General features: G+C 67.9%; 6 protein-coding genes. 5 read left to right on the top strand and 1 reads right to left on the bottom strand.

Annotated features, from left to right (window positions below; all coding sequences use genetic code 11):
• Positions 1 to 63: 63 nt before the first annotated feature.
• The 5 genes from WD271_15550 (at position 64) to WD271_15530 (ending at position 4878) form a co-directional block, all read left to right on the top strand.
• Positions 64 to 843, top strand: a complete 780-nt coding sequence (locus WD271_15550) for a dienelactone hydrolase family protein (GenBank protein ID MEX1009237.1) — start codon at positions 64 to 66, stop codon at positions 841 to 843.
• Positions 844 to 861: 18 nt separating this feature from the next.
• Positions 862 to 2013 (top strand): hypothetical protein, encoded by a 1152-nt coding sequence (locus tag WD271_15545; GenBank protein ID MEX1009236.1) that lies wholly within the window; start codon positions 862 to 864, stop codon positions 2011 to 2013.
• Position 2014: 1 nt separating this feature from the next.
• Positions 2015 to 3115, top strand: coding sequence for a phosphotransferase (locus WD271_15540; protein ID MEX1009235.1), 1101 nt, complete (start codon positions 2015 to 2017; stop codon positions 3113 to 3115).
• A 31-nt stretch (positions 3116 to 3146) separates the two neighbouring features.
• Complete coding sequence (locus WD271_15535) at positions 3147 to 3896, top strand: hypothetical protein (GenBank protein ID MEX1009234.1); 750 nt, start codon at positions 3147 to 3149, stop codon at positions 3894 to 3896.
• A 151-nt stretch (positions 3897 to 4047) separates the two neighbouring features.
• Positions 4048 to 4878, top strand: a complete 831-nt coding sequence (locus WD271_15530; protein ID MEX1009233.1) for an RIO1 family regulatory kinase/ATPase — start codon at positions 4048 to 4050, stop codon at positions 4876 to 4878.
• Here WD271_15530 and WD271_15525 read toward each other — a convergent pair.
• Positions 4875 to 6341, bottom strand: coding sequence for an acetyl-CoA acetyltransferase (locus tag WD271_15525; protein ID MEX1009232.1), 1467 nt, complete (start codon positions 6339 to 6341; stop codon positions 4875 to 4877). The two genes, WD271_15530 and WD271_15525, sit on opposite strands and share 4 nt — an antisense overlap.
• Positions 6342 to 6344 lie beyond the last annotated feature (3 nt).

Below are 6344 nucleotides of genomic sequence, written 5' to 3'. Positions count from 1 at the left end.
AGGCCGCGTTGCCCTCGAACAAGCGCGCGTCAATTGAAGGACACGCCACTAGCATCCGCGCCCATGACGATGCGACCCACCACCGACCACTACGACGGGGTCGTCGTCGAGACGATCGACCTGCCGACGCGCGACGGCGCGAGCACGCCCGCGGTGTTGAGCCGACCGCTCGGCGACGGTCCCTTCCCCGCGATCGCGGTTGGCGCCGAAGGGACCGGCCCGAACTCGTACATCCGTCGCGTCGCGGCAACGCTCGCGCACCTCGGCTTCGTCGTCATCGTGCCCGACTACTACCGGGGGAGTGGCCCGCCCGACCCCGACAACTACGACGACTTCGAGACCCTCATGTCGTATATCAACGCGCTCGACTTCGCGCGCGCGGTGCACGACCTCCTCGACGCGATCGACTATGTGCAGGCGCTCCCGTCGGTCGACGCGACCCGGGTCGCGAGCTGGGGCTACTGCACTGGCGGGACCATCGCGCTGTTCGCCGCGTGCCTGCGCCACGACCTCGCCGCCGCGGTCGTGTTCTTCCCCAGCCAGCCGACATTCGACCCGCATGACGCCAAGAAGCCGGTCGACGTCATCGACATGGTCTGGAACATCGCGTGCCCGATGGTGCTGCTCATCGGCGACCAGGACGCGGTGCTCCCGGCCGAGCGGCTCGACGACCTGCGCCGCCGTTTCGACCAGTGGGGTGTGAGCGCAACGGTGAACGTGTACGCGGGCGCCGGACACGCGTTCAACGCGCACAGCCCGGTGCTGTACAACCAGGCGGCCGACGAGCAGTCCTGGGACGACGCCGTCGAGTTCGTCACGCGTCAGTTGCACCCGGGAACCTGAACGCCTACACCTGCACGCATGCTGACGCCCTGGGACGACTATCCGATCCATGCCGACGCCGACCCGATCGCCACGCCGTCGTCGGCAAATCCCAACCATTACGACCGTTACTTCTTCAACGGTCACGAGCGTGACGGCGCCTTCTACATCGGCGGCGCCATGGGTCACTACCCGGTGCTGGGTGTGATCGACGCGGCATTCAGCATCGTGATCGACGGTGTGGAGCACTCGGTGTTCGCGTCGGGGCGGATGCCGCTCGACCGCGCCACGGAGATCGGCCCGATCCGCATCGACGTAGTCGAGCCCATGCGCGTGCTGCGCTTCACGGTCGCGCCCAACGACTCGCCGCTCGTGTGCGATCTCACGTGGCGTGCGCGCACCGTTGTCGTCGAAGAACCCCGCCAACGCAACGTGACACGCGACGGGATCGTCACCAACGAGCACACGCGCCTCACGCAGTGGGGCACGTGGGAGGGCACGGTAACTGTCGACGGCCGGCAGGTCGACGTCGACCCGGCACGGGTGTTCGGGACCCGTGATCGCTCCTGGGGGATGCGTGGGCTGTCGACCCCCATCCCCACGAACCGTGCCAACTACGGCGGTGGCGCGTTCTGGCTGTGGGCGCCGCTCTACTTCGACGACCTGTGCACGCACCTCGCCCTGCACGAGTATCCGAATGGCAAGCGGTGGGTGGAGAGCACCCTCTTCGTCCCGCTGCTCGAGAGCCCCGACGCGCCCACGTGGGGAATCGGCGTCGACAACTCCACCGAGATGATCGAGTTCGACTACGAGCTCGACTTCTACCCGGGTTCGCGCCGCATCCGGTCGGCCGTGTTCCATCTCGTCGACCCCGAGGGGCAGAAGCACCAGATCGACCTCGAGACGCTGTACACGTTCCGCATGCGCGGCATCGGCTACACGCATCCCCAGTTCGGTCACGGCTCGATTCACGGCGAGCTCGAGGTTGGCCACGAAGCCATCGAGCTCGACGACTTCCCGGACCCCGATCCCACCACCTGGCACATGCAGAACGTCGTCGTCGCGCGCATGGCCGGGTCGGGTGGAGAAGCTGGCCGCACCGGTATCGGTGTGCTCGAGCAAGCGCTGATAGGGCCGCACGCGAAGACCGGTCTTACGGGCTTCCTGGATCCGGCACCGGCGAAGGCGTGACGTGGGGGCTGCCCCACGCACCGGCCCCGAGCCGGTCGACACCCCTGATGAGCTGACGCCCGCCTGGCTCACCGGGGCGCTCACCGGGGCGCTGCGCACGCACGCGCTCAGGGCGAGTGGACTCGACGCGACGGTGAGTGACGTGTGGCACTCGGCGGTCGGCACCGGGCAGATGTCGAGCTGCTACCGGCTGGCGTTGCAGTACTCGACCGGTCAGGGCCCCGCGAGCATGATCGCGAAGCTGCCGAGCCCCGACCCGCAGGTCCGCGAAGGTGGCGCGACCACGTACGCGACCGAGGTTCGCTTCTACCGCGACATTGCGCAGACGGTGGCGGTGCGCGCGCCGGAGTGTTACTGCGCGGTGGCGAGTGACGACGGGAAGAGCTTCGTGCTGCTCCTCGAGGACATGGCACCCGCCGAGCAGGGCGACCAGATAGCCGGGTGTTCCGCCGTGGAGGCGCGCGATGCCGTGGTGAACCTCGCGGGTCTGCACGGCCCCCGGTGGTGCGACGAGTCGTTGCGGGCTATCGAAGGTCTCGCACCGTTCGGCGCGGAGGCTGCGGAGGGTATGGGCTTCGGGTTCGGGATGATGGTCGAGCCGTTCATCGAGCGATACGGAACCCCCGAGGATGATGCGGAGGTGCTGCGCGCGTTCGCGCCGCGCGTCGCTCCATGGATGCTCGGACGGCCCGACTGCTTCGGGCTCGTCCATGGTGATTACCGGCTCGACAACCTGCTGTTCGCGACGAGCGCGGGCGGGCCACCGTGCACCGCGGTCGACTGGCAGCTCGTCGCCATCGGGCTGCCCGCGCGCGACGTCGGGTACTTCATCGGTACCGGCCTGAAGGCAGAGGAACGCGCGGTGAACGAGCGCGGGCTCGTCGCCGCGTACCACGACGCGCTCGTCGGTTACGGAGTACACGGCTACTCGTTCGAGCAGTGTTGGGACGACTACCGCTACGGCTTGTTCCAGGGTCCGCTCATCATCGTGCTCGGCGCGATGTACGCGACCCGTACGGACCGAGGAGACGAGATGTTCGCGGCGATGACCGAACGGTGCTGCGCCGCCATCCGCGAGACGGACGCGCTGACCCTCCTCTAAACACGCCGCGCCAGCGGCAAGACTAGAACGCGTGACGACCCCGACGAACCCACCGCGGGTCCGGTTTTGGGACCGGCTCCTCGACCCCAGCCGGATCGTCGTCGAGGCTGTCCAGCGCGAGATAGTCCCCGCGTGGCGGCAGGTGACCGAAGGTGAGTCGACGGTTCCCGTCGCGGCGTCGATCGGGTTGGCGATCGTGCTGCAGGTGCTCCTTCCTGATCGGATCGTGCAACCAGTTCGGTGGTTGTTCCCGGTCAGCGCGTTCTTGCTTCTCGTCGTGATCATCGCGGCCAATGGAAAACGATTCGATCGACCGTCGCGGCTGCTGCGCGCCGCGACGCTGCTGCTCATCCTGATCATGAGTGCCGCCAACACTTCGGCCGCGGCGCGCTTGATCAACGATCTGCTGCACGGTCGGGGACTCCGCGATGCCGGCGACCTGATCCTCACGGGCGGCGCGATCTGGCTCACCAATGTGATCATCTTTGCGCTGTGGTACTGGATGTTCGACCGCGGTGGACCGGTTGCCCGAGCACGTGGGGCACGGGCGTATCCCGACTTTCTGTTCCCGCAGATGGCGAGTGGCGAGGTCGCGAAGCCGGGATGGCGACCCGAGTTCTTCGACTACCTCTACACATCGTTCACGAACGCGACCGCGTTCAGCCCGACGGACACGATGCCCATGTCACGCTGGGCGAAGCTCACGATGATGCTGCAGTCTGCTGTTGCCCTGCTGCTCGCGATTCTCGTCATCGCGCGGGCAGTCAACGTGCTGAGGTAATGTTTGCGCCTCGACGCACACAGCGGTGACCGAGCCCGATGAGCGAGGAGGTGACACCGACATGTGGAGCTACGACCGATCGGTGTCCTTCCGCGCGTACGGCTGATTCAGACCGTCGACGCCCGAGGGCACCCTCACACGAGGAGCCCTTGTGGCAGACGAAGACAGCGACACCAAGTTCCGGCGCAACGTGCGGCGTGCGCGCCCACGCTGGGACGACGAAGACGACGACCCGTTCGCCAGCACCTACCTGCTCGCTGAACATGGTCCTGCTCCGGTACCGGAGTGGGTGATCACCGAGGACGCGGCACGCCAGTACGAGCTCGGCTTGCTCAAGACCGGCAAGGAGGCGGAAGTGTTCCTCGTGGAGCGCGAGCTCGGCGACTGCCATCAGCTGCTCGCAGCGAAGCGGTATCGAAAACCGGCTGACCGCACGTTCCGGGACGACGCGCGCTATCGCTCGGGACGCAAGACCGGCGACCGTCGCATCGACCTCGCGGTCGCCAAGGGAACGCAACGGGGTATGGAATTCCGCGGGTACCTGTGGGCGGGCACCGAGTTCGAGACGCTCGGGCGACTCTGGTCGGCCGGCGTGTCGGTTCCGTATCCGGTGCAACGGATGGGCACCGAGCTGATGCTCGAGTTCATCGGCGACGGAGATCAGATGGCGCCGCGCCTCTCCGAAGCGCACGTCGACCGTTCGCGACTCGCGGCGTTGTGCGAGTCGGCCGTGGATCAGCTCCACGTGATCACGCACGAAGGCGTGGTGCACGGCGACCTCTCGCCGTACAACGTGCTCGTGTGGAACGACGCACTGGTGTTCATCGACTTCCCACAGGCTGTCGATCCACAGGAAGGTCCCGACGCCCTCGCGTTGCTCCAGCGCGACGTCACCAATCTCATCGGCTGGTTCGCGCGCAAGGGCGTCGCCATCGACCCCGACGCCGTCTTCCGCGATCTGTTGACCGAGGTCTTCCGCTAGTCACTTCGCGAGTGGAACGTGCTCCCGGTCACCTGCACGTCGCGCCCGACCCATTCGTCGGTGAGCATGGCGGCGGCGAGGTCGAGGTCGGTGCTCGCGGCGACGCAGCGCCGGCCGTCAGGAGTGGTGGCGACGATGATGGCGCGTTCAGGGCTGCCACGGCGGTCGTGCACGACGGTGTAGCCGTCGGCGCGGGCGGGGCCGTCGTGATCGGGTGCGAGATCGAGGATGGGGGTGCGCGCGCGCGTCTCGTCGGACACGTCGGCGAAGCGGAAGCCGTCGTCGGGTGGCTGCGTCGACCAGAGCGCCATGCCGTGCTTTGTGATCATCCCGCTCACGCACGTGACGAGCCCGGTCGTGCCCGGCCCCTCGCGCAGCACTTCGACCATCTTGGCGAGCGCCTGGAGGTTGTAGTTATCGAGCGGTCCGCCTGCGAACGTCATGCCGCCGGTGACGGTGAACGGCCTCTCGAGCCCGAGCCCCAATTCGTCGGCCTGTACCTGCACCGCCGACGGGAAGCAGCTGTAGAGGTCGAGGTAGTCGGCGTCGCGGGGATCGAAGCCGCACATCGCCGCGAGCTGTTCACCACCGACACTGACGGCAGGGCAGCGGTGCAGCTGCCCGCGCTGTGACAGCGGCACCATCGCGTTCGACTCGACCGCGGCGAGCGGGAACACCCACATGTCGCGGGGCACGCGGTGACGTTCGGCCGCCTCCGCGGAGCACACCACGAACGCGGATGCCTGGTCGACGTTCCACTGCGAGCAGTGCCACCTCGTGTACGGCGCGCAATACATCGGGTTCCTGTCCGACGGCTGCGACAGGAACGCGGGCGCGATCGACTCGCGCCGCCACGCGTCGGGGTTCGCCGCCGCGATATCGCTGGCGCCGGCCCACAGCGCGGCCAGCTCGCGCGCGTGCATGTCGACGGTCTGGCCGCGCGCGGCGCGCAACGCCGTCTCGATCACTGCGTACTGCGCCGCGGGCGTCGTGAGACGTGCGTCGATTTCGATGCGCGGGATGATCTCCTGCGCCGGGACGAGCTTCTCGTCGGGCTCGACTCCCGACTGCTCGGTCTCGGCAGCCGGCGTCCCGGTGATCTGGCGGCGGAGGTCGCGGTACTTGGCCTCGCCGCCTACGACCAGCGCGACGTCGAGCTCGTCGTTCGCGATGGCGCGGCACGCGCGTGTCACCAGCGTTTGCTGCAAGACGCCGAACTCGCCGACCACCGTGTGCGCGTCGGCACCGAACCGCGCCGCCAGCAGCCGACCGGGGTCGGTGTAGTGCCACGTCCCGCGCGGTACGAGGATCGTGCGCACGTTCGCCAGCAGCGACGACGGCGCGGCGCGCTCGCATGCCATCGCCATCAACTCGACCGCTTCGACCGCAAGCTCGGGATCGTCGATGTGCTGGTGCGCGACCCCCGCGCCGACGAGGACGGGTGTGCGCGTGTCGATGCTCACTGC

This window comes from Acidimicrobiia bacterium, assembly GCA_040880805.1.
In the GTDB taxonomy this organism is placed as follows: Bacteria; Actinomycetota; Acidimicrobiia; order IMCC26256; family DASPTH01; genus DASPTH01.
This window is presented reverse-complemented; position numbering and strand designations above follow the sequence as displayed.

What these genes read in the sequence shown, in the direction of transcription:
- WD271_15550 (MEX1009237.1), top strand. Translation starts at nt 64, where the DNA reads ATGACGATGCGACCCACCACCGACCACTACGACGGGGTCGTCGTCGAG.
- WD271_15545 (MEX1009236.1), top strand. Translation starts at nt 862, where the DNA reads ATGCTGACGCCCTGGGACGACTATCCGATCCATGCCGACGCCGACCCG.